This window comes from Bradyrhizobium sp., assembly GCF_030654605.1.
Lineage (GTDB): Bacteria > Pseudomonadota > Alphaproteobacteria > Rhizobiales > Xanthobacteraceae > Bradyrhizobium.
In genome coordinates, this window is sequence record NZ_JAURXB010000220.1 from 1 (window position 1) to 20,472 (window position 20,472).

Annotated in this window: 23 protein-coding genes and 1 tRNA gene; 12 read left to right on the forward strand and 12 right to left on the reverse strand. The window is 64.3% G+C overall.

Annotated features, from left to right (window positions below):
- Positions 1–57: 57 nt before the first annotated feature.
- Complete coding sequence (locus Q7U29_RS19775) at positions 58–747, reverse strand: hypothetical protein (RefSeq protein ID WP_304744124.1); 690 nt, start codon at positions 745–747, stop codon at positions 58–60.
- Between the two features lie 33 nt (positions 748–780).
- Positions 781–867 (reverse strand) — tRNA-Leu (locus Q7U29_RS19780).
- Positions 868–1,015: 148 nt separating this feature from the next.
- On the opposite strand from Q7U29_RS19780, the gene Q7U29_RS19785 reads away from it, so the two are divergent.
- Positions 1,016–1,984, forward strand: a complete 969-nt coding sequence (locus Q7U29_RS19785; RefSeq protein WP_304744126.1) for a complex I NDUFA9 subunit family protein — start codon at positions 1,016–1,018, stop codon at positions 1,982–1,984.
- A gap of 138 nt (positions 1,985–2,122) precedes the next feature.
- Here Q7U29_RS19785 and Q7U29_RS19790 read toward each other — a convergent pair whose 3' ends face one another.
- Positions 2,123–2,929: an undecaprenyl-diphosphate phosphatase gene (locus Q7U29_RS19790; RefSeq protein ID WP_304744127.1), complete on the reverse strand. Its 807-nt coding sequence runs from the start codon at positions 2,927–2,929 to the stop codon at positions 2,123–2,125.
- A gap of 180 nt (positions 2,930–3,109) precedes the next feature.
- Between Q7U29_RS19790 and Q7U29_RS19795 the strand changes: the two genes are divergently transcribed.
- From Q7U29_RS19795 to Q7U29_RS19805, 3 genes are all read left to right on the forward strand, one after another.
- A complete protein-coding gene (locus tag Q7U29_RS19795; RefSeq protein ID WP_304744129.1) occupies positions 3,110–3,802 on the forward strand; it encodes a glutathione S-transferase family protein in 693 nt (230 codons plus the stop codon).
- Between the two features lie 148 nt (positions 3,803–3,950).
- Entirely contained in the window at positions 3,951–5,081 is a 1,131-nt protein-coding gene (queG, locus tag Q7U29_RS19800) for a tRNA epoxyqueuosine(34) reductase QueG (RefSeq protein ID WP_304744131.1), read from the forward strand.
- Positions 5,082–5,216: 135 nt separating this feature from the next.
- Positions 5,217–6,017, forward strand: a complete 801-nt coding sequence (locus Q7U29_RS19805) for an acyl-CoA thioesterase domain-containing protein (protein WP_304744132.1) — start codon at positions 5,217–5,219, stop codon at positions 6,015–6,017.
- A 116-nt stretch (positions 6,018–6,133) separates the two neighbouring features.
- On the opposite strand, the gene Q7U29_RS19810 is transcribed toward Q7U29_RS19805, so the two are convergent.
- Both Q7U29_RS19810 and Q7U29_RS19815 read right to left on the reverse strand, forming a co-directional pair.
- Positions 6,134–6,604, reverse strand: coding sequence for a nuclear transport factor 2 family protein (locus Q7U29_RS19810; protein ID WP_304744134.1), 471 nt, complete (start codon positions 6,602–6,604; stop codon positions 6,134–6,136).
- 164 nt (positions 6,605–6,768) lie between these two features.
- Entirely contained in the window at positions 6,769–7,557 is a 789-nt protein-coding gene (locus Q7U29_RS19815; protein WP_304744135.1) for a carboxylesterase, read from the reverse strand.
- Between the two features lie 243 nt (positions 7,558–7,800).
- On the opposite strand from Q7U29_RS19815, the gene infC reads away from it, so the two are divergent.
- Positions 7,801–8,340 carry a translation initiation factor IF-3 gene (gene infC / locus Q7U29_RS19820; protein ID WP_304744157.1) on the forward strand — a complete coding sequence of 180 codons (540 nt, stop codon included), beginning with the start codon at positions 7,801–7,803 and terminating at the stop codon, positions 8,338–8,340.
- Positions 8,341–8,562: 222 nt separating this feature from the next.
- Here the strand turns inward: infC and Q7U29_RS19825 are convergent, their stop codons facing one another.
- A complete protein-coding gene (locus Q7U29_RS19825) occupies positions 8,563–8,985 on the reverse strand; it encodes a hypothetical protein (protein ID WP_304744137.1) in 423 nt (140 codons plus the stop codon).
- Between the two features lie 286 nt (positions 8,986–9,271).
- Between Q7U29_RS19825 and rpmI the strand changes: the two genes are divergently transcribed.
- From rpmI to Q7U29_RS19855, 6 genes are all read left to right on the forward strand, one after another.
- The gene (rpmI, locus tag Q7U29_RS19830) at positions 9,272–9,472 is read left to right on the forward strand and encodes a 50S ribosomal protein L35 (protein ID WP_100415670.1); all 201 of its coding nucleotides are present in this window, start codon (positions 9,272–9,274) and stop codon (positions 9,470–9,472) included.
- An 80-nt stretch (positions 9,473–9,552) separates the two neighbouring features.
- Positions 9,553–9,912: a 50S ribosomal protein L20 gene (gene rplT, locus Q7U29_RS19835; protein WP_304744138.1), complete on the forward strand. Its 360-nt coding sequence runs from the start codon at positions 9,553–9,555 to the stop codon at positions 9,910–9,912.
- 172 nt (positions 9,913–10,084) lie between these two features.
- Complete coding sequence (gene pheS, locus Q7U29_RS19840) at positions 10,085–11,167, forward strand: phenylalanine--tRNA ligase subunit alpha (RefSeq protein ID WP_304744140.1); 1,083 nt, start codon at positions 10,085–10,087, stop codon at positions 11,165–11,167.
- Positions 11,168–11,385: 218 nt separating this feature from the next.
- Entirely contained in the window at positions 11,386–11,820 is a 435-nt protein-coding gene (locus Q7U29_RS19845; protein WP_304744141.1) for an endonuclease domain-containing protein, read from the forward strand.
- Positions 11,817–14,225, forward strand: a complete 2,409-nt coding sequence (pheT, locus tag Q7U29_RS19850) for a phenylalanine--tRNA ligase subunit beta (RefSeq protein ID WP_304744143.1) — start codon at positions 11,817–11,819, stop codon at positions 14,223–14,225. Before Q7U29_RS19845 ends, pheT begins: the two co-directional genes overlap by 4 nt.
- 55 nt (positions 14,226–14,280) lie before the next feature.
- Entirely contained in the window at positions 14,281–15,051 is a 771-nt protein-coding gene (locus tag Q7U29_RS19855) for a sulfite exporter TauE/SafE family protein (protein ID WP_304744144.1), read from the forward strand.
- Between the two features lie 96 nt (positions 15,052–15,147).
- On the opposite strand, the gene Q7U29_RS19860 is transcribed toward Q7U29_RS19855, so the two are convergent.
- Both Q7U29_RS19860 and Q7U29_RS19865 read right to left on the reverse strand, forming a co-directional pair.
- Positions 15,148–15,882: an ATP-binding protein gene (locus Q7U29_RS19860; RefSeq protein WP_304744146.1), complete on the reverse strand. Its 735-nt coding sequence runs from the start codon at positions 15,880–15,882 to the stop codon at positions 15,148–15,150.
- The gene (locus tag Q7U29_RS19865) at positions 15,879–17,291 is read right to left on the reverse strand and encodes an FAD-dependent oxidoreductase (protein WP_304744147.1); all 1,413 of its coding nucleotides are present in this window, start codon (positions 17,289–17,291) and stop codon (positions 15,879–15,881) included. The genes Q7U29_RS19860 and Q7U29_RS19865 overlap by 4 nt, the downstream gene beginning before the upstream one ends.
- Before the next feature lie 191 nt (positions 17,292–17,482).
- On the opposite strand from Q7U29_RS19865, the gene Q7U29_RS19870 reads away from it, so the two are divergent.
- Positions 17,483–18,466 carry a YiiX/YebB-like N1pC/P60 family cysteine hydrolase gene (locus tag Q7U29_RS19870; RefSeq protein WP_304744149.1) on the forward strand — a complete coding sequence of 328 codons (984 nt, stop codon included), beginning with the start codon at positions 17,483–17,485 and terminating at the stop codon, positions 18,464–18,466.
- Positions 18,467–18,485: 19 nt separating this feature from the next.
- Here the strand turns inward: Q7U29_RS19870 and Q7U29_RS19875 are convergent, their stop codons facing one another.
- The 4 genes from Q7U29_RS19875 to Q7U29_RS19890 all read right to left on the reverse strand — a co-directional run.
- Complete coding sequence (locus Q7U29_RS19875; protein ID WP_304744151.1) at positions 18,486–19,154, reverse strand: DsbA family protein; 669 nt, start codon at positions 19,152–19,154, stop codon at positions 18,486–18,488.
- Between the two features lie 128 nt (positions 19,155–19,282).
- Positions 19,283–19,774, reverse strand: a complete 492-nt coding sequence (locus tag Q7U29_RS19880) for a cupredoxin family protein (protein WP_304744153.1) — start codon at positions 19,772–19,774, stop codon at positions 19,283–19,285.
- Between the two features lie 65 nt (positions 19,775–19,839).
- Positions 19,840–20,205, reverse strand: a complete 366-nt coding sequence (locus tag Q7U29_RS19885; RefSeq protein WP_304744155.1) for a hypothetical protein — start codon at positions 20,203–20,205, stop codon at positions 19,840–19,842.
- 50 nt (positions 20,206–20,255) lie between these two features.
- The coding region (locus Q7U29_RS19890; protein ID WP_304744156.1) for an efflux RND transporter permease subunit at positions 20,256–20,472 on the reverse strand (217 nt) is incomplete at its 5' end.

Sequence of the window (20,472 nt, forward strand, 5' to 3'; positions counted from 1 at the left end):
TCAAGCATACGCCCTCCGTGCTCGGCGACGTCGATCTCGACGTTGCTCTTGCGGCCCTCAACCTTCACCCCTGCGGCTCGCTTGCTGTCTCGGGCGACCTTTAGCTTGGCGACCAGCCGGGCCTTTTCGTACTGGTGAAAAGCGCCCGCGATCTGCCTCATCATGACCCGATCTGGGCAGCGAATCGATGCCGGCGGTCCAATCGTCTCCGAACAACGACGACGCCGATTCCTGGTCGTGAGGCATCTGGCCGGGAACGATCGGCTCGACAGTGCTGACTCGGCCCTCTGCCACCGCACGGTTGAGCGCCTTGTGAGCGATCCAGACATCCTGCGTGCCTGGTTCGTCCTGGAAGGCCTCCACGTAGAGTTCATGGACAGAGCGTGCCAAACCCAGCAGCTGCATTTGCGAAAGGGGTTGGGGTCCGCGACGAACAGCCGCGAAGAACTTGTTCAGCTCGGCCAGTGCAACGCTGCGTCGGAACTCGGCCACCTCCTCAACGCGAGTGCGGAGGGAGAATTTGATATCCGCGCCGACGGTCGTCCGCACCAGTAGTGGCTCGCTTCCCATGAAGGCCGGGATGTCGAACAGAATGCGCTTACCCATTGCGCCGGCGGCCAGGACGTTGGCGGGCGTTCGCAGACGAAACATGTGGTGGGACGAGTCAGGTCGTTGAGTGATGTGCGCCATCCGATAAGCCATGAACGCTGTGCCCCGGTTTTGTGTACCGGTCAGCGGATCAAACACCCCTCAATTCAGGGAAATCATGGGCATGGGCAATGGTGCCCAGGAAAGGACTCGAACCTTCACGGCCGTTAAGCCACTGGCACCTGAAGCCAGCGCGTCTACCAATTCCGCCACCTGGGCCCGGGCCGGTTAGTACGGATCGGTCACGCGCTTGTCAAATCGGTTCAACGCCTCCCAAATACGCTGTACAGCGCCGGCCGCTTGGCGTATCGCGAAACGGCGTAATCGCCTGCGATCTCTCGACTTTGACCAAAGGAAAATGGACCCCATGGCATCGAATCTGGACACGCTGGTCACGGTTTTCGGAGGATCCGGCTTTCTGGGCCGGAGCGTGGTCCGGGCGCTGGCCAAGCGCGATTACCGGATCCGGGTCGCGGTGCGGCGGCCGGAACTGGCCGGGCATCTGCAGCCGCTCGGCAAGGTCGGCCAGATCCATGCCGTACAGGCCAATCTGCGCTACCCGGCCTCGGTCGAGGCCGCGATGCGCGATTCCCACGTCGCCATCAACCTGGTCGGCATCCTGGCCGAGGGCGGCGCCCAGACCTTCGATGCGGTACAGGCGCGCGGCGCCGGCGCCATCGCGGCCGCGGCGAACGCGGTCGGCGCCCGGATGGTACATGTCTCCGCCATCGGCGCCGACGACAATTCGCCGTCGGGATATGCCCGCGCCAAGGCCGCGGGCGAAAAGGCGGTGCTGTCGGCGGTCCCGTCGGCGACCATCCTGCGGCCTTCCGTGGTGTTCGGCCCCGAGGACCAGTTCACCAACCGTTTTGCCGGCCTCGCCACGATATCGCCCATACTGCCGCTGATCGGCGGCGGCGTCACAAGACTGCAGCCGGTCTATGTCGGCGACGTCGCAACCGCGGTGGCGGATGCCGTCGACGGCAAGACGAAGCCCGGCGCGGTGTACGAACTCGGCGGCCCGGAAGTGCTGACCATGCGCGAGGTGATCGAAATCATTCTCGCCACCATCGAGCGCCGGCGCATGCTGGTGTCGCTGCCGTTCGGGCTGGCGAAATTGCAGGCGCTGTTCCTGCAGTTCGCGCCGGGGCCGCTGAAGCTGACGCCGGACCAGGTGGCGCTGCTGCGCTCCGACAATGTGGTGTCGGATGCGGCGAAGGCCGCCGGCCTGACGCTGGAAGGACTGGGCATTACGCCGGATTCGCTGGAAGCGATCGCGCCGCAATATCTCTGGCGTTTTCGCCGCACCGGACAGTTCGCGCACAAGAGTGTGTGATATTCCGTCGTCCCTGCGAACGCAGGGACCCATACGCCGTGCCGTCGCGTTACTGCGACAATGCTGGAGACCTTCTGCTTCAATTGACGCCGGTGGTTATGGGTCCCTGCGTTCGCAGGGACGACGATAGAGAGAAGTTTATCTCCCCATCGCCAGCGCGATCAGGCCGAGCGTACCGACGATGACGCGCCACCACGCGAACAATGTAAAGCCGTGGCGGGTGACGTAGCCCAGGAACGCCTTGACCACGATCATCGCGGTGACGAACGACACCACGAAGCCGATCGCGATCAGGCCGGCGTGATCCATCGTCATCTCGCCGCGGCTCTTGTAGAGGTCGTAGACGAAGGCGCCGACCATGGTCGGGATCGCGAGGAAGAAGGAAAACTCCGCCGCCGCGCGCTTGTCGGCGCCGAGCAGCATCGCGCCGACGATGGTGGCGCCGGAGCGCGACACGCCGGGGATCATCGCCAGGCACTGCGCAACGCCGATCCAGAGATACATCGGCAGCGGGAATGTGGTGGCATCGTGTTCGTGCGGCTCGAGCTCGAGCTGATCGACCCAGAGCAGGATCGCGCCGCCGACAATCAACGAAAAGCACACCACCCACGGATTGAACAGGAATGCCTTGATGTAGCTTCCGGCTATCGCGCCGATCACGGCCGCGGGCAGGAACGCCACCAGCACGCCGATCACGAACCGGCGCGCATAGGGATCGGTGAACATGCCGAGCGCGATCCGCCACAATTTGAAAAAATACAGTGCCACGATCGCGAGAATTGCGCCGAGCTGAATCAGGATCGCGAAGCTTTTCCAGAACGGGCCCTCGCCGAGATCGAAGAAGCGTTCGGCCAGCAGCAGATGGCCCGTCGAGGATACCGGGATGAATTCGGTGACGCCCTCGACGATGCCGAGAATCACCGCCCTCACTGCATCAGACATCATGTGATTGTTCCGTTATGATCGGAATGATCCGAAAAGCCGGGTCCTTCTCGCCTATTCGCTACCTTGCCGCAATCGCAAAAAACGTCAAAACACGGGTTGCCTGAATCCTGTGCTTAGGTAGTTTGGCGCCGCCGCCGCGATTGATGGATTGTTAAGCGCCGCGAAATATCCAAGGCCTGCATGTACACGCTGTTTCACCATCCGTTCTGTCCGCAGTCGCGATTCGTCCGCCTGGTGCTGGGCGAATACGGCCTCGATCTGAAGCTGGTGGAAGAGCGCGCCTGGGAGCGGCGCGAGGCGTTTCTGGCGCTGAACCCCGCGGGCGCAACGCCGGTGCTGATCGCCGAGCGGCTGCCTCCGATTCCCGGCGCCGGTATCATCGCCGAATATCTCGACGAGACACATGGCGCCGGGCAGAATGAGCGCCGGCTGCTGCCGACGTCACAGGGCGAACGAATCGAAGTGCGCCGGCTGATGGCCTGGTTCAACGACAAGTTTTTCGAGGAAGCCTCCAATCCGCTGGTCACCGAGCGCATCTACAAGCGCTTCATGGACGAGCAGGACGGCGGCGGCGCGCCGGCGGCGGATGTGATCCGCGCGGCGAAGGTAAATGTACGCTATCATCTGGCCTATATCGGCTGGCTGGCGAAGACGCGGAACTATCTCGCCGGCGACCGGATCACCTATGCGGACCTCGCCGCCGCGGCGCATCTTTCGGCGATCGATTATCTGGGCGACGTGCCATGGAGCGAGGACGACGCGGCAAAGGCGTGGTACGCGCGGGTCAAATCCAGACCCTCGTTCCGTCCGCTGCTGAGCGAATGGCTGGCCGGCGTGCCGGCGTCGCGCACCTATGTGGATCTGGATTTCTGATATTCGCAGCTCTCGCGCCCCGGATGCTGCGCAGCGTGAAGCGCTGCGCTGCTACGCCGGGGCCCATCTTTGGGAGCACAATTGGGTCCCGGCTCTGCGGAGCAGCGCAAGCGCGCTGCACCGCGTCCGGGACACAGTCGAGATTTCAGTGACTTTGCTTTCAAAAGAATCCCTCACCCGCGAAGCGCTCGCGCTCGGCTTCGATTGCACCGGCGTCACCGATCCGGATTCGATCGCGCAAGCCGCACGACATTTTCGCGATTTTCTCGATGCCGGCTTGCATGGCGACATGGACTGGCTGGCGGACCGGCCCGAACGCCGCGCCGGTCCGCGCGGGCTGTGGCCGGATGTGCGTTCGGTGATCATGCTCGGCGTCAATTACGGGCCCGACCGCAATCCGCTCGAGATCCTGGCGCAGCGCACGCGCGGCGCGATCTCGGTCTATGCGCAGGGCGACGACTATCACGACCTGATCAAGAAGCGGCTGAAGGCGCTGGCGCGCTGGCTGGTCGCGGCGCACGGCGGCGAGGTCCAAGCCTGTGAAGTCAAGGTGTTCGTCGACACCGCCGCCGTGATGGAAAAACCGCTGGCGCAGGCGGCGGGACTGGGCTGGCAGGGCAAGCACACCAACCTGGTGTCGCGCGAATTCGGCTCATGGCTGTTCCTCGGCGCGATTTTTACGACGCTCGAACTGCCGCGCAACACGGCCGACGCCGACCATTGCGGCTCATGCCAGGCCTGCCTCGATATCTGCCCGACCGCGGCATTTCCGGCGCCCTACAAGCTCGATGCGCGGCGCTGCATTTCCTATCTCACCATCGAGAACAAGGGCCCGATCCCGCGCGAGTTTCGCAAGGCGATCGGCAACCGCATCTATGGCTGCGACGATTGCCTGGCCGTCTGTCCCTGGAACAAATTCGCGCAGGCCGGGCATGAAACACGACTCACCGCGCGCGACGAGTTGCGCGCGCCCGCGCTCGCCGATCTGGCGCGGCTCGACGACGCCGCGTTTCGCGCGCGATTCACGAAGTCGCCGGTCAAGCGCATCGGCCGCGACCGCTTCGTGCGCAACGTGCTGATCGCGATCGGCAACTCGGATGATGCTGATCTGGCGGCCGAGGCCGAACGCCTGCTCGACGACGCGAGCCCGCTGGTGCGGGGCGCCGCCGCGTGGGCGCTGTCGCAATTGATGGGGCGCGAGGCGTTTGAACGGCTGGCGGCGAGGGCGATCGACGCGGAGCCGGACGAGACGGTGCGTGTGGAATGGCGTCGCGCCTAACTCGTCGTCCCCCGCGAAAGCGGGGGACCCAGTATTCCAGAGGCGGCAGAAATCAACCGATATGTCGCGGCGTACTGGATCGCCCGCTTTCGCGGGCGATGACAGGGCCAGCAAATTCCGTCATGGTCCCGCGCCATGACAAATCAACCTTTCTTCACCCGAGACGGCGACGTCTACCTTCCCACCCAGGCGTCGAACGGGCCGTGGGATCCGAACTCGATGCACGGCCGCGTCGTGATCGGCCTGCTCGCTTTCGCGATCGAGCAGCGCCACGGCTCCGACGATTTCATGCCGGCGCGGCTGACGGTCGATATGTTCCGGCTTCCGAACATCAACACGCCGGTCGAGGTCACCACAAAACTGGTTCGCGACGGCATGCGCATCCGGGTCGTCGAGGCTGAATTCGTCTCCGGCGGCGTCAGCATGGCGCGCGCTTCCTGTCAGTTGCTGCGGCGAACCGAAAACGCGCCGGGCAATGTCTGGTCGCCAGCAAATTGGGATGCGCCGAAGCCCGCCGATATTCCGGCGCCGACCGATCCGAGGCTCGGCATGAACGGAAAATGGAGCACGCGGCCGATCGTCGGTGCGATGGGCTCGCTCGGGCCGCGGCGGCTGTGGATGAGCGAAGTGCGCGACCTGGTCGAGGGCGTGCCGATGACGCCGTTCGTCCATGTCGCCACCGGCGCCGATTTCGCCAGCCCCTTTGCCAATGCCGGCGACCAGGGTCTCGGCTACATCAACAGCGACGTCACGCTCTATCTGCACCGGCTGCCGGTGACGCGATGGGTCGGTTTCGAGGTGGTGAATCACCACGCCACCGACGGCGTCGCGATCGGCGAATGCTGGCTCTATGACGAGCAGGGCCCGATCGGCACATCCACCGTCGCCGCACTGGCGCAGAAGAAGCCGATGGCGACACCGCGGCCGGCGCCGTAACGGCCTGCAGTCCCTCAGCCGTCATTGCGAGCGAAGCGAAGCAATCCATTGTTTCTTTGCTGCGGCATGGATTGCTTCGTCGCAAGGGCTCCTCGCAATGACGTGGAAACACTTTGCTAGTCCTCCAGATGCCGCGCCATCTCCGGCCGCGCCTTCAGTGCCGCGCCGTGTTTGGCAATGATCCTGGCGATCCGCTCCGGCGCGAAGTTCATGTCGACGAAGCCGGTCGCGGCGTTGGCGACCTCGTGATATTCCGCGATCCTGCCGTCGCGCAGCGTCATGATCGCGACACCCTCGAACATCGCGCGGGCTCCCCTGGCCTCCGGCAGCAGGGAGCGATAGCTGAAGGTGTAGCGCGCATACAGCGTGTGGCCGTCGCTGACCGGGTCATGCATGTCCCAGCGAAAATCCGTCGCGGTGCGGTAAAACCAGTCGTCGATCATCTCGGCGATTTTGGCGCGGCCCTTGAACGAACCGTAAAACACGTCGTGGTAGACGCCGTCCTCGGTGAACAGTTCGGCGAACGCCTTGCCGTTGTGCTGCTCGACGGCGTCGCAGAATGATTTGAGCATCGCTGAGGCGTTCATGGGCTTCCCCTTTCTTCCCTCTCCCCTTGTGGGAGAGGGTGGACGCGATGCGAAGCATCGTGGCCGGGTGAGGGGTCTGTCTCCGCGAATCCTGGCCCGCGGATAGAGACCCCTCATCCGGCGCTTCGCGCCACCTTCTCCCACAGGGGGAGAAGGGAAGAAGCTTACCAGATCTCCGCCACCGCCGCGATCATCCGCGCGATGTCCTGCGGCCGCGACAGGCGGTGATCGCCGTCCTGGATCATGGTCAGCACCACGTCGTCGGTCGGCAACCGGTGCGCCAGCGCGAAGGCGTGCTGCCACGGCACATCCGGATCCTGCGCGCCCTGCAGGATGCGAACCGGGCAGCCGACCTCGATGGCGCTGCCGAGCAACAGATGGTTGCGGCCCTCCTCGATCAGCGCGCGGGTGATCGGATAGGGCGCGCCATATTCCGACGGCCGCAGCCAGACGCCCTTGCTTTCGATCTCCTGTTTCACCTCCGGCGGAAAACCGTTCCACATCAACTGCTCGGTGAAGTCTGGCGCCGGCGCGATCAGCACCAGCCCGGCCAGCGACGCGCGGCTTTCCGGACGTTTGGCCAGTTCACGCGCCAGCAGCAGCGCCATCCAGCCGCCCATCGAGGAGCCGATCGCGATTTGTGGGCCGCGGCAGAATTGCTCGAACACCGCGACGCTCTCTTCCAGCCAGCGCCCGATGGTGCCGTCGACGAATGCGCCGCCGGATTCGCCGTGGCCGGAATAATCGAACCGGACACAGGCGCGCCCCTGTTCGGCTGCCCAGGCGTCCAGCGCCAGCGCCTTGGTGCCCTTCATGTCCGAATTGAAGCCGCCCAGCCAGAACAGCCCGGGGGCAGCGCCCTCACGGACCCGCACCGCGATTCGGCGCTGGCCGTTGGCCTCGCCGACCTCGATGAAGACGGGTTCCTGATCGGATGCCGCCGAATCGGTCATGAAAATGTAACCTCGTTGAGAGCTGTTTGCGCGAGGCTGCCGAATCCGTCAACAACGGAGCCCAAACCGCGCCGATGGCCGCTTGCGGCGCTTGCGGAAGCGAACGGCGCGCTCTATCTCAACCAGCGCGACCAATTGCCTCGTATTTGATGGTTTTTTGCCGTAGCCGATGCGAGTTCGCTTGCCCGCCGGGCCTTATTCCTTCAAACTATCGCCTTCGTTCACAACCTTGGAGAGCCAACCATTCGCCGTCCCAACAGAGCCCCGCCCGCCGCCACCAAAGACGGGCCGCGCACCAATGATGAAATCCGTAACGCACAGGTTCAGCTGATCGACCAGACCGGCCTGAATCACGGCACCGTCGAAACCGTCGCCGCCGTGAAGATGGCGCTTGAAGCCGGCATGGACCTCGTCGAGATTTCGCCGAACACCAATCCTCCCGTTTGCAAGATTATGGATTACGGGAAGTTCAAATATTCCGCCCAGAAAAAGGCCGCCGAGGCCCGCAAGAAGCAGAAGATCGTCGAGATCAAGGAGATCAAGCTCCGCCCGATGATCGACGACCACGATTACGACGTGAAGATGCGCGCGATGCAGCGGTTCTTCGAGGAAGGCGACAAGGTCAAGATCACCCTGCGCTACCGCGGCCGCGAAATGGCGCATCAGGAAATCGGCACCAAGCTGCTGGACAAGGTCAAGGCCGACGTCGCCGAATACGCCAAGGTCGAGCAGGACGCGCGTTTCGAGGGCCGTCAGGTCGTGATGGTCCTGGCGCCGCGCTGAGAGGCAATGCGCTGATACGCAAGACAACTACGCAAGACAACGGCGCGTTCGAAAAATTAGCAGGCAAGCAAGCCGGCCCGCCAGACCATCTGGCGGGCCGGCTTTTTGTGACAATGAATTTCCGTGCCCCGGACGCAGTGCGGCGCCCCCTTGGCGCTGCGCTGCAGAGCCGGGGCCATCTCGCGGCTGTGGTTGTGTGTGGGTCCCGGACGCGAGAGCTTCCTAACTCCGAATCGCCTGCCAGACCCCGCTGCAGCGGTCGCCGGTAATCAGCCCGCTCCAGCGGCCGGCGCCCGAATTGCCGGCGAGCCTGCCGCTGCCGTCCGCATAGGAGGCGCCAACGGTGATCCTGACGGTGACGTTGCCTTTGCGGGTGATGCCGCCGGTAACCTTGCCGCCGCCGGCCGACGAAACGCGCGGGCCGTAGACGTTGAACGGCACCGTGTTGGTGGCGTGGCAGTTGCCGGCCTTGGGGATGAACGTCACGTTCCAGGTACCGTCAAAGGCTCCCGGCCTGGCGGCCTGGGCGGCGGCGATACCGGATGTTGCGCTGGCGGCAAGGGCGCCGGCGACAAGCGCCCATCGGAGGGCGCGCAAAGCCTTGAAAGGGACAAAAGAGGTAATAAGGTGGGCTGAAATCGTCATTTTCGTCCTGCCTCGGAATGATCTGGTGTCGGCCTGCGCATGATATGCGGGGCGTGTATCGACGATATGTCGAAGTTCCCTAATCGGCGGTTCATCGTTGCCAATCCGCCTCGGCTCTGCCATAAGCCCAACCTTCATCGCCCGGCTGATCAAGGGCTGCCGTGTCGATGTCCGTGCGGGCCGTTTCATTTCAGAAATAGCCAAGCACTTTCAACGCTCTAACGAGCATTTTAGCCGCGAAAGCGCCCCTTCGGGCGCGTCTTTCGTTCGGCAACAGGAGAGCCAAATGCCCAAGCTGAAGACCAAGTCAGGCGCTAAAAAGCGCTTCAAGGTGACTGCCACCGGCAAAGTGATGGCCGCCCAGCGCGGCAAGCGCCACGGCATGATCAAGCGGACGAAGAAGCAGATTCGTCAGCTCCGCGGCACCCGCGTGCTGTTCAAGACCGACGGCGACAACATCAAGAAGTATTTCTTGCCGAACGCCTGATCGCGTTCACGCCGTCCATCACACAGCCGAGCCGCGCCCGCGCGGCAATCAGTCACCCATTTCCATAAAGGAGACCCGTCATGTCTCGCGTCAAACGCGGTGTGACCTCTCACGCCAAGCACAAGAAAGTCTACAAGCTCGCCAAGGGTTTCCGCGGCCGCCGCAAGAACACCATCCGCACCGCCAAGGCCGCGGTCGAGAAGGCCGCGCAATACGCCTTCCGCGACCGCAAGCGCAAGAAGCGCACCTTCCGCGCGCTGTGGATCCAGCGTCTCAATGCCGCGGTGCGTCCGCTCGGCATGACCTACAGCGTGTTCATCAACGGTCTCGCCAAGTCGGGCATCACGGTCGACCGCAAGGTGCTGTCGGATCTCGCGATCCACGAGCCGGCGGCGTTTCAGGCGATCGCCGAAAAGGCCAAGGCCGCACTGGCGGCGTAAGCCGCCGCCTCGTTGGTGCGTCAGCGAAATTCTTGAAGCCGTCATGGCCGGGCCTGTCCCGGCCATCCACGTCTTCGCTCTCGCGGGCACTGCAAGACGTGGATGCCCGGGACAAGCCCGGGCATGACGGGCTAGGAGCATCGGCTAAGCATCCTGGCTAAAAGGGATCGCCATGACCGACCTTCAGACGCTCGAACAATCCATCCTCTCCGACATCGCCGCAGCCGGCGATGAAGCCGCCATCGAGGCGGTGCGCGTCGCAGCGCTCGGCAAGAAGGGCTCGATCTCCGCACTGCTCTCGACGCTCGGCAAGATGTCGCCGGAAGAGCGCAAGACGCAGGGCGCGGCGATCAACCTCGCCAAGGATACCGTCACGCAGGCGCTGACCGCGCGCCGCGACATCCTGAAATCCGCGGCGCTCGATGCGCGGCTGGCCTCCGAAACCATCGACGTCACGCTGCCGTTGCGCGAGACCGCCGCCGAGCAGGGCCGGATTCATCCGCTCAGCCAGGTGATGGACGAACTGACCACGATCTTCGCCGACATGGGATTCGCCATCGCCGAAGGTCCCGATATCGAGACCGACGACTACAACTTCACCAAACTGAATTTCCCCGAGGGCCATCCGGCCCGCGAGATGCACGACACCTTCTTCTTCAATCCGAAGCAAGACGGTTCGCGCATGCTGCTGCGTACCCACACCTCGCCGGTGCAGGTGCGCACCATGCTGACCCAGCAGCCGCCGATCCGCATCGTCTGCCCGGGCCGCACCTACCGCATCGATTCCGACGCCACCCACACGCCGCAGTTTCACCAGGTCGAGGGTCTCGTCATCGACAAGGGCTCGCATCTCGGCCACCTCAAATGGATCCTGCACGAGTTCTGCAAGGCGTTCTTCGAGGTCGACCACATCAACATGCGGTTCCGGCCGTCGTTCTTTCCCTTCACCGAGCCGTCGCTCGAAGTCGACATCCAGTGCCGCCGCGACAAGGGCGAGATCCGCTTCGGCGAGGGCGAGGACTGGCTGGAAATCCTGGGCTGCGGCATGGTGCATCCCAACGTGCTGCGCGCCTGCGGCATCGACCCCGACGTCTACCAGGGCTTTGCCTGGGGCATGGGCATCGACCGCATCGCGATGCTGAAATACGGCATGTCGGATCTGCGGCAACTGTTCGACAGCGACACGCGCTGGCTCAGCCATTACGGCTTCAAGCCGCTCGACGTCCCGACGCTGGCCGGAGGATTGAGCACGTGAGTCTCTCAGAGACTGGCGTTGTTGAGGGAGCCTCGACCCTAACCCTCCCCCGCAAGCGGGAGAGGGAACGGAAGTCGCTTGGAGTGCATGCCTTTCCTCGAATAGCATCGCTTGCTGCAAGCTGGGATACGCACACTGCATCCGCGCAACAGGTCAGACTCCCTCTCCCGCTTGCGGGGGAGGGTTGGGGTGGGGGTCTCTCGGCATCGGAGGTCGTCATGGCTGAAGAAAAAACGCCAACATGGAAGGTGCCTGCCAAGCTGCGCACGAACGCGCGTGCGCTCCGGAAGAATTCCACCGACGCCGAGCGTGTCCTCTGGTCGGAATTGCGCGATCATCGGCTGAACGGCGTTGGCTTCCGTCGCCAGGTGCCGATCGACAATTACATCGCCGACTTCATGTGCCATGCGGCCAGACTCGTGATCGAACTCGATGGCGGCCAGCATTTCTCCGGCCGTGGCGAGCAGGCAGACGCCGCACGCTCCGCTGTGATCGAGGCCAAAGGCTTTCGAGTGCTCCGCTTCAGCAATCATGACGTGATGACCAATCGCGTCGGTGTCCTCGAAACGATTGCCGCTGCCATTGCTGAGAGAGCCCCCACCCTAACCCTCCCCCGCAAGCGGGAGAGGGGACAAGAGAAGCAGTCATCATGAAGTTCTCCCTCTCCTGGCTGAAGGAACATCTCGACACCGACGAGCCGCTGGAAAAGCTTGCCGACAAGCTGACCATGATCGGTCTCGAGGTCGAGAGCATCGAGGACAAGGCCAGGGCGCTGGCGCCGTTCACCATCGCAAGGGTGATTTCCGCCGAGCAGCATCCGAACGCGGACCGCTTGAGGGTCTGCATGGTCGACACCGGCGACGGTGGTGCACCTGTGCAGGTGGTGTGCGGCGCGCCGAATGCGCGCGCCGGCCTCGTCAGCGTGTTCTCGCCGCCCGGCACCTTCATTCCCGGCAAGAACATCACGCTCGGCGTCGGCACCATCCGGGGCGTCGAAAGCCGCGGCATGCTGTGCTCGGCCGCCGAGTTGCAGATCTCCGAAGACCATGACGGCATCATGGAGCTGCCGGCCGACGCGCCGCTTGGTGCGGCTTACGCGCAATGGGCCGGGATCGGCGATCCCGTGCTGGAAATCAACCTGACGCCGAACCGGCAGGATTGCACCGGCGTGCATGGCATCGCCCGCGATCTAGGCGCCGCCGACATGGGCAAATTCAAAGACCCCGGCATCAAGCCCATCAAGGGCGAATTCCCCTGCCCGGTGAAGGTGACGGTCGAGGACGCCGCGCTGTGTCCAGGCTTTGCCCTGCGGCTGGTGCGCGGCGTCAAGAACGGCCCGTCGCCCGAATGGCTGCAGCAGCGCCTGACCTCGATCGGCTTGCGGCCGATCAATGCGCTGGTCGATATCACCAACTTCATGACCTATGACCGCGCCCGCCCCTTGCATGTGTTCGATGCGGCGAAGGTGAAGGGCAATCTGGTGGTGCGCCGCGCTCGCGACGGCGAGACGCTGCTGGCGCTGGATGGCCGCAGCTACACGCTCGACCCCGGCATCTGCGTCATCGCGGACGAGCACGGCGTCGAATCGCTGGCCGGCATCATGGGCGGCGAAGCCTCCGGCTGCGACGAGAACACGTCGGACGTACTGATCGAGTCGGCGTTGTGGAACGAGATCAACATCGCCCAGACCGGCCGCAAGCTCGGCATCAATTCCGACGCGCGCTATCGCTTCGAGCGCGGGGTCGATCCGGCCTTCATGGTGCCGGGGCTGGAACTGGCCACCAGGCTGGTGATGGAAATGTGCGGCGGCACGCCGTCGGAGAACGTCGTGGTCGGCAAGACCTACGGCGAAGACAAGATCATCGATTTTCCGCTCAGCGAGATCAAGCGGCTGGCGGCGATCGAGGTGCCGCTCGGTGAAGTCAGGCGCATTCTCGGCCATCTCGGCTTCATGGTGGCCGGCAGCGGCGCGGTGGTGAAGATCGCGGTGCCGTCGTGGCGTTCCGACGTGCACGGCAAGGCCGACATCGTCGAGGAAGTCGTGCGCATCATCGGCGTCGACCAGGTGCCGATGACGCCGTTCGATCGCGGCGACGCGCCGCGCAAACCGATCCTCAGCCCGATCCAGCTGCGCACCCGCCGCGCCAAGCGCGCGCTGGCCGCGCGCGGCATGATCGAGGCGGTGACGTGGTCATTCATCGCAAAACCCTCGGCCGAATTGTTCGGCGGCGGACAACCCGAACTCGCGCTCGCCAATCCGATCGCGTCCGATCAGTCCGACATGCGGCCGAGCCTGCTGCCGGGCCTGATCGCCGCCGTTCAGGCCAATTCCAACCGCGGCCTTGCCGACGTGGCGCTGTTCGAAGTCGGACAGGTGTTTCGAGGCGACAAGCCCGAAGATCAACTGGTTGCGGCATCGGGCGTTCGCCACGGCTTCGCATCCTCCCGGGGCATGGGACGGCACTGGTCCGGCTCGGCAGACACGGATGCGCTCGACGCCAAGGCCGATGCGTTCGCGGTGCTGGCCGCTGCCGGTGCGCCTGTCCAGGCGCTGCAGGTGGTGCCCGGCGGCGCCAGCTGGCTGCATCCGGGACGTTCCGGCACCATCCAGATCGGTCCGCAGAATGTGCTGGGCTATTTCGGCGAGCTGCATCCGCGCGTGCTGGAGCAGCTCGGTGCCGACGGTCCTGTCATCGCGTTCGAAGTGATTCTCGACCGCATCCCGGCCGCCAAGGTGAAGCCGACCCGTGCCAAGGCCGTCATCGAACTCTCGGCGTTCCAGCCGGTATCGCGCGACTTTGCCTTCATCGTCGATCGCGCCGTCAAGTCGGGCGACATCGTTCGATCCGCGCAAGGCGTCGACAAGAAGCTGATCACCGATGTCACAGTGTTCGACGTCTACGAGGGCAAGGGCATCGACGACGGCAAGAAGTCGGTCGCGATTGCGGTAACGATCCAGCCGCGCGAAAAAACCTTGACCGATCAGGAGATCGAAGCGGTCGCCGCCAAAATCGTGGCTGAAGTGACGAAGAAGACCGGCGGCACGTTGCGAGCATGATGCCGAAAAGTGTGAAGCGGTTTTCGGATCACATCATGCTCGGAACACTTGGAGCATGAGCCTTACCGGCCTCATCCCGCCCGACGTCAGCCTCAATGCCGCGATCGCGATCTGCGCGATCGCCTTCGTGTCGGGAACGGCGCGCGGATTTTCCGGCTTCGGCTCCGCGCTGATCTTCATGCCGCTGGCCAGCAGCATGGCGGCGCCGAAACTCGTCGCAGCCGTGCTCCTCATCATCGATTTCATCGCGGCATTGCCGCTGATTCCGAATGCGTGGAAGCAGGCCGATCGCAAGGCCACCTCCGTCATGGTGTTCGGCGCGCTGATCGGCGTGCCGATCGGAACCTGGTTCCTGAGCCGGCTCGACCCGGTGACGACGCGCTGGATCATCTCCGCCTTCGTGTTCGCGCTGCTGTTGCTGCTGCTGTCCGGCTGGCGTTATCGCGGCAAGGACCATGCGGCGATCTCGATTGGCATTGGCGGTCTCTCGGGTTTCTGCAGCGGGCTGGCGCAGACCGGCGGACCGCCGATCGTCGGCTACTGGCTCGGCCGCCCGGTCGCCTCGGTAATCGCGCGCGCCAACATCCTGCTGTTCTTCGCGGCCTCGGATTTCTTTTCGGCAGTGAGCTATTCGCTGACCGGGCTGATCACATCCGACGCGATCCGGTTCTCGCTGCTGGTCGGCCCGGTCTACGCCGTCGGCGTCCTGATCGGCGCCCAGCTTTTCGGCCGCGCCAGCGAAACCCTGTTCCGCACCATCTGCTACGCCCTGATCGCGGCGGCCGTCGTCATCGGCCTGCCGGCGCTGGATGTGGTGTTGCGATAGCCCCATCTCTCTCGTCGTCCCGGCGAACGTCGGGACCCATACGCCGCGGCGGTGATGGTGACAAATGGCAGTTAACGCCGATGTTTCATCGATAGGTCACGGCGGATGGGTCCCGGCTCGGCGCTCGCTACGCTCGCTTGGCCGGGACGACGGATTTTGTTCGAGCACCAGATCGCAATACGCATAGCCATCGCGCTCGACGCGTTCGCCGGTCGCCACGGGCAACCGCCGCGAAAAGATCGGTCCCGCCACCACGCAGGTGTGAAACTCGCCGTTCTCGCCGCAGGGATCGATTCCCTCCGGCAAATCCGCCAGCAAGGACAGATCGAATTTGCGCCCCGCGAATTCCGCCGGCAAATGTTTCAGATCGACGGTGGCGAGCCAGGCCTCGAGCCCGCTCGCGATCATCGCATGCGCCAGCGGCAGGGTCGGCCGCTGCCACAGCGGAAACACCGGCGTAATCCCGGTGCCCGCGAGCTTCGCTTCGCGATAGGCGCGGATATCGGCAAGATAGAGATCGCCGAAGATGATGTGAGTGATGCCGTCCCGCACCGCTTGCGCGACGGCGTCGCCCATCCGCGCTTCGTAAACCACATTCGGGCAGGGGTATGGGATCGGCACGATGCGCGGCGGCAGGCCCGCGGCGTCGAGTTGCGCGAGGAGAATTTCCCGGCGCACGCCGTGGATCGACACCCGCTCGAATGTTTCGGTCACTGTCGTCAGGGCACCGACCACGTCGAATTCGCCCGATTGCCTGACCTCATGCAGCGCGAACGCGCTGTCCTTGCCGCTCGACCACGAGATCAGCGCCTTCGGCCTTGATGGGATCAATTGGTGGGCGCTCCCGGAGACTTCGCAGGCGCCGTGCGGCGCCGCTGCTTCCGTGCCGGCGCCGCCGGCTCATCCCTGAGCGCGCCGATCCGGCGCAGCGCCGCTTCCGCCGCGCGCTCGCCGCTTTCCCAGGCGCCGTCGACCGTGCCCCACAGGGTTTCGTGGGTGGCCTCGCCCGCCAGAAACATGCAGCCGAACGGCTCGGTCAGGACCTTTCGCGATCCCTGCCCGCCCGGTGCGGCCGATGACATCGCGCCCAGCGTGAAGGGGGCTGCGTTCCAGCGCGTCGCGCTGGATTTCTTCACGGCGGCGGCGGCCTCGCTGCCGAACAGTCTTGTCAGCCACTCCTTCGCGAAGGCCACCATGGCCGCCTCGCCCTGCGCGGAGAGATCGCGACCAAAGCTGCCGCCGACATCTATCGTGCACAGCGACGATCCCGCGATATTCGCCAGCAGCAGCGCGGTCCGCGTCGAATCGCTCTGCTCGATGATGATGTCGTCGCGGCCGAGCCCGAGCAGATTGCCCTGCAGCTGCAGCGCGATCCGATCGAGGCTGCCGAGGCCCAGTTTTGCCGCGGCATCGAGCTGGCGCTTCGGAATGTCGGGCGTGAACCTGATACCGCCGGTGGCCAGCACGTTGCTCGACACCGTGACGATGGCGGCGCGCGCGACGATCTTGCCGGAGGGCGTCTCCACCGTGACATCGCGGTTGCTCCAGCTGACACGGCTCGCCGGCGTCGACAGCGCCAGCGGAACCTGCTCGCCGAGCCTGGCGATCAGCGCGCCCATGCCCTGCCGGCAGGCCAACGCGGCATTGCGATCCTGCGCGCGGGCCTTGTCGATCGCGGAGAGCTCTTTCAGATCCTTGCCCGCAAAACCGGCGCCGAGCACGAACTCGGCGGCCCCCGCCCAGACGCCAAGGTCCTTCGGCAGCACGGATGCGCAAGCGACGTCGGCCTTGCCGCGGGAGGCCTCGTCGATGGCGCGGTTGGCGCGCACCATGGTGGCGAGAAATTCCTCGGTTTCTCCGGCCCGCGCATTGCGGCGGCCGATGCGGATTTTCTGCCCCGTAGGCGCGGTCGCGACGTCAAGTCCCGCGGCGCGCGCGAGCCTGATCATTGGATTGCTGTCTGGATTATACATCCAGCGCGCGCCGCGATCGAACGGCACGCCGAATGTCGCGGCATCGGTGAGGCAGCGGCCGCCGATCTGACCCGAGGCCTCCACCACAATGACCTTGCGGTTCGCCGCCATGACGCGGCGCGCCGCCGATATGCCGGCGGCCCCGGCGCCGATCACGACAATGTCGGCGTCGCGCGGCAGCGGCGCGGCCCATGCGCGGGCGCCCAGCGCCGGCGCCGCCGCGAGCGCCGCGGCCGCCGACAGCAAATCCCGACGCGTCATTGTCATGTCATGGTTTCCGGAACTTTTAGAAAAGCGAGAACATCCGGCGAACTTGCCGCATCCGCGGGCGCGCGGCAACCGTCATGGTGAATCAATCATGATTGATCGCTCCGGTTCATGAACTAAATTGCAACGGCTTGCGACCATGATTGGGGCACACAAAGAATGGTCAGAAAGGCCGTCGGGGGGGGATTATCATGGGTGTCGTGCTCGATACCGTAGGCCAATGGATCGCGGGGTACCTTCAGAAGGAGGTGCCGGGCTATGAGCCGTTCACGCCGAGCGATCCCGAACATCTGCGCGGCATCATGGAGCCCGGCGACGTCTTGCTGGTCGAGGGCAACAACCGCGTTTCCGGCATCATCAAATACCTGACGCAATCGACCTGGTCGCATGGCGCGCTCTTCGTCGGCCCGATCGACGGAGCGGTCGAAGACGATGGCGAGCCGCACGTCCTGATCGAGGCCAATATCGGCGAGGGCGTGACCTCGGCGCCGCTGTCGAAATATTTCCCCTATCACACCAGGGTGTGCCGCCCGGTCGGCCTCAGTTACGAAGACCGCACCACGGTGTGCCGCTACGCCATCAACCGGATCGGCTTCGGCTACGACACCAAGAACATCCTCGACCTGATGCGCTTCCTGATTCCGCTGCCGATCCCGCAGCGCTGGCGGCGGCGGATGATCGCGTTCGGTTCCGGCGATCCCACCAAGATCATCTGCTCGGCGCTGATCGCGCAGGCGTTCGACGCCGTGCGTTATCCCATCCTGCCCAAGATCACGCGGGCGGGCTCGAGGCAGGCCCGGCGCGAAATCCTGCACATCCGCGATTCATCGCTGTACATGCCGCGCGACTTCGACATCTCGCCCTATTTCGAAGTCGTCAAGCCCACCATCGTGCAGGGTTTCGACTACACCGCCCTGCACTGGGCCGACAAGCAGAAGCCGCTCCCGGAGGTAGCGGGCGAATTCGGTATCTTTCCAGAACAGATCGAATCGCCGCCGCTTGTTCCTGAAACGGCTGACCAGGAAGCGCCGCGTCCGGTTGCGGCTGCGGAAGTGACGCCGGCTGCCGCCGATGCGGCGCTGGTCGAGCGCGTCACGGTGTCGGAGCACTACATGGTCGTCGAATATGTGCCGGAACGCCGCGCCCGGCCGCGCCAGCTGGAGCTGGTGGCGTAAGGCGCGGCCTGCCCGTCATTCAGCACCAGCTGGCCTGATCGCCGGCCGGCGCGCGCAACAATTCCTGAATGTTGGCTTCGATGATGCGGAAGCCGACATTGCCGTAGAGCTTCTGCCGCCCCTCGTTCAGGACGAAGCTCGGGCTGCCCTCGATGCGCATCTTGTCGGCGTCCTGATAGTCGGACGCCAGCCTCGCATGGGCCGTGCCATCGTGGATGTGTCGTTCGATCGCGGCGATATCGACGCCCAGCGCCTCCGCCAGTTCGCATTGAACATCCCAGCGCGCAATGTCGCGGCAATCCCGGAAAAACGCGCAACGGAATGCCCACAGCAACTCGTCGAACACCGCCGCTTCGCGCTCCTGCTGCCATTGCCGGACCGCCGCCATGAACAGGTGCGCGCTGCTCGAAGTCGGCGGGCGCGTCTTCAGCCAGACCTCCGGATGCAGCTCGACATGGGGGAACTGCAGCGCCACGTGCCGCAGATGCGCGTTGAACCCGGCATATTCGCCCTTGTCCTTCCAGCTGGCGGGAATTTTGGCGGCGGTATTGCCGAACACCATGCAGAAGCGATGGTCCAGCTCGACCGTATCGCCGAACTTTTCCTTGACCGCGTCGATGCGCGCCTCGGCGATATAGGCCCAAATGCACAAGACATCCGAGAAATAGGAAACCTTGACGACGCTCATTCAGATCGACTCCTCACGAAGCCGCCAACCGGCCCGCGACCGGAGCATCTAGCCCCCGCCGCTGCCGACCGCCGTTGAGATGGATCAAACCGGCGGCCGAACCAACCGCATTCGACTGCCGGACGCGATCACTTGACGACGATCGTTCCGATCATTCCGGCCTCGCGATGACCGGGGATCAGGCAGGCATATTCGAACTCGCCGGCCTTGGTGAACTTCCAGACGAGCTCGCTGGTCTTCTTCGGCGCAAGCTGCCGCCCGTTCGGTTCCTCGTGCGCCATGTTCGGGTTGTTTTTCATCGCTTCGGCATGTTTGAGATTGTCCGCGGTGCTGGCCAGCACGAATTCGTGTTCGAGTTCACCGTTGTTACGCAGCACGAACTTGATCTGCTCACCTCGCTTGACCTCGATCCGTGCCGGGACGAACAGCATCTTGCCGTCCGCCTCACCCATCGTCACCTTGACGGTGCTGGACGGCTTTTTCGGATTACCCGGCTCGCCGGCCGAGAACGTTTCGCCGTGGCTGTGGCTGTGCCCCGACGGCCCTTCGCCTGCCCAGGCGTTGGCTGAAAGCAGCGTTACGGCGATTAGTGCGATCCCGCTTTTGGTCCAACTCATCATCTCTCAATCCTTCGCGTCTGATGCTGCCTCGTACCGTGTCTATTCGATCATCGGCCGGTTTGATCTCAGTCAAATTTTGCCTGAATGGTCTTGCCGTCCGGACCCGTCAGTTGCACGACCCCCTTGGGCTGGTTTGGCAACGCCGCCGCAGCACTGCCGGAAAGGCGGGTGCCGTCGACAGGCGCCAGCACCACACGCTGGGATTTGCCGCCGGCCACGAGGATCGCCGTTCCCTTGAAGCCCGATGCCGCAACAGGCTTTTCGCTTTCATCGCTGATGAACACCTCGACAACGTCGGATTTCACGACCATCTCGACATGGTAGGCTCCCGCATCGGCGATGCGTCCGCCATGCGTCCCCTTGGCGTCATGAGCCCAGGCTGAACCAGCCGAAATGAGCAGGGCTCCGATCAATAGAAATCTGGTGTACATCTTTGCTTCTCCAAGGCTGCGTTTAAGGGGTTGCGTTTAAGGGGCTGAGTCTAGAAGGCTTCGGCTGGCGATGGTCCGTGTGCGGGATCACGCCGCGCGGCGGCGTCCCGCCGCAGGCGTTCGAGTTGCTTTTCTCCGTAGCGAAGGAACAGCACCGGCGTGAGAAACGTATCGAGCAGCGTCGCGCTGATGAGGCCGCCGAAGATCGTGACCGCCACGGGATGCAGGATTTCCTTGCCGGGCGTCGCCGCATCGATCAGCAGCGGA